Source organism: Paraburkholderia oxyphila NBRC 105797 (assembly GCF_000685075.1).
Taxonomy (GTDB): domain Bacteria; phylum Pseudomonadota; class Gammaproteobacteria; order Burkholderiales; family Burkholderiaceae; genus Paraburkholderia; species Paraburkholderia oxyphila.
On record NZ_BAYD01000258.1, the window covers coordinates 1 to 1,343 of the forward strand.

Consider the following 1,343-nt stretch of genomic DNA (forward strand, 5'->3'; position numbering starts at 1 on the left):
CCCCGGCGTCATAGTAGTTGTCGCCTCTGAACTTTCTTATCAAGAAGAGTCAGAGGTACAAGTTGAAGACGAAACAAACGTATTCTGTTGAGTTCAAGGAGCAGGCGCTGTCGAAGGTCCTGCAGCGCGGGAGCCGAACGGTTGGCGCCGTGGCTGACGAATTGAACGTGAACGTACTGACATTAAGGAATTGGATGAGAGGCACCGCCGCCGCGAACCGGAGCTCGAGTTCTGGACACGCAAGACGTCCGGAAGACTGGTCGCTGGAAGAACGCCTGATGGCCTTGCAGGAGAGCCACGGCCTGGTGGACGAAGCATTGAACGGCTGGTGTCGGGAGCGCGGCCTGTTTGCGCATCATCTCGCGCAGTGGCGAGCGGATTTTTGCGCCGGCGGCGCAGCCGCTAGCCGACGTGAGAGCGCCCAGGAAGTGAGGGATCTGAAGCAGGTCAATGTGCAACTGCAGCGTGAGCTCAAGCGCAAGGAGCAGGCGCTGGCCGAAGCTGCGGCGCTACTGGTGCTGCAAAAAAAGTACCGCGCGCTCCTCGGGGACGAGGCCGAATGACGGCCCCTGAAGAGCGCAAGGCATTGATCGGCCTCATCAACGAGGCGACCCTGTCCGGGGCTCGGCAGGCGCACGCGTGCAAGATTCTGGGGCTCAGCGCGCGCACAGTTCAGCGCTGGCAGCGCGGCGAACCTGACGCGGTGGACGGGCGCTCGTTACGGCACCACGAGCCGCGCCACAAGCTTTCTGCCGAGGAACGCGCCGAGCTTCTGGCAGTCGCGAACTCGGCCGAGTTTGGTCATCTGCCGCCAAGCCAGATCGTGCCGCGGCTGGCAGACCAGCAACGCTATATCGCCTCGGAATCGACGTTCTACCGGGTACTGAAGGCCGAGAAGCAACTCGCCCACCGGCGCAGCGAACGGCCGGCCCACGCTCGCAGCAAACCGCGTTCGGTTTGCGCCGACGCGCCGAACCAGTTGTATTCCTGGGACATCACGTATTTGCCGACGACGATCCGTGGACAGTATTTTTACCTGTACCTATTTCTGGATGTCTTCAGTCGCAAGATCGTCGGCTGGCAGGTCTATGCCGAGGAAAGCAGCGTATTGGCCAGCGAAGTCCTCAGGGACCTCTGCGCGCGCGAAGCGATACGGCCCAACCAGGTGATTCTGCATTCGGATAACGGCGGCCCGATGAAAGGCGCGACGATGCTCGCCACCCTCCAGGCGCTGGGCGTCATGCCGTCGTTGAGTCGCCCGGGCGTGAGCAACGACAACCCGTATTCTGAGTCGCTGTTCAAGACCCTGAAGTACCGGCCTGCTTACCCGCTCAAGGCGTTCG

At 61.9% G+C, this 1,343-nt stretch carries 2 protein-coding genes; both read left to right on the forward strand.

The window, feature by feature from the left end:
- Nucleotides 1–62 precede the first annotated feature (62 nt).
- Nucleotides 63–563: a transposase gene (locus BO1_RS48770; protein ID WP_028223767.1), complete on the forward strand. Its 501-nt coding sequence runs from the start codon at nucleotides 63–65 to the stop codon at nucleotides 561–563.
- Nucleotides 560–1,343 (forward strand): DDE-type integrase/transposase/recombinase (locus BO1_RS48775; RefSeq protein WP_043289343.1); only part of this gene is annotated, 784 nt, incomplete at its 3' end. The genes BO1_RS48770 and BO1_RS48775, both read left to right, overlap by 4 nt.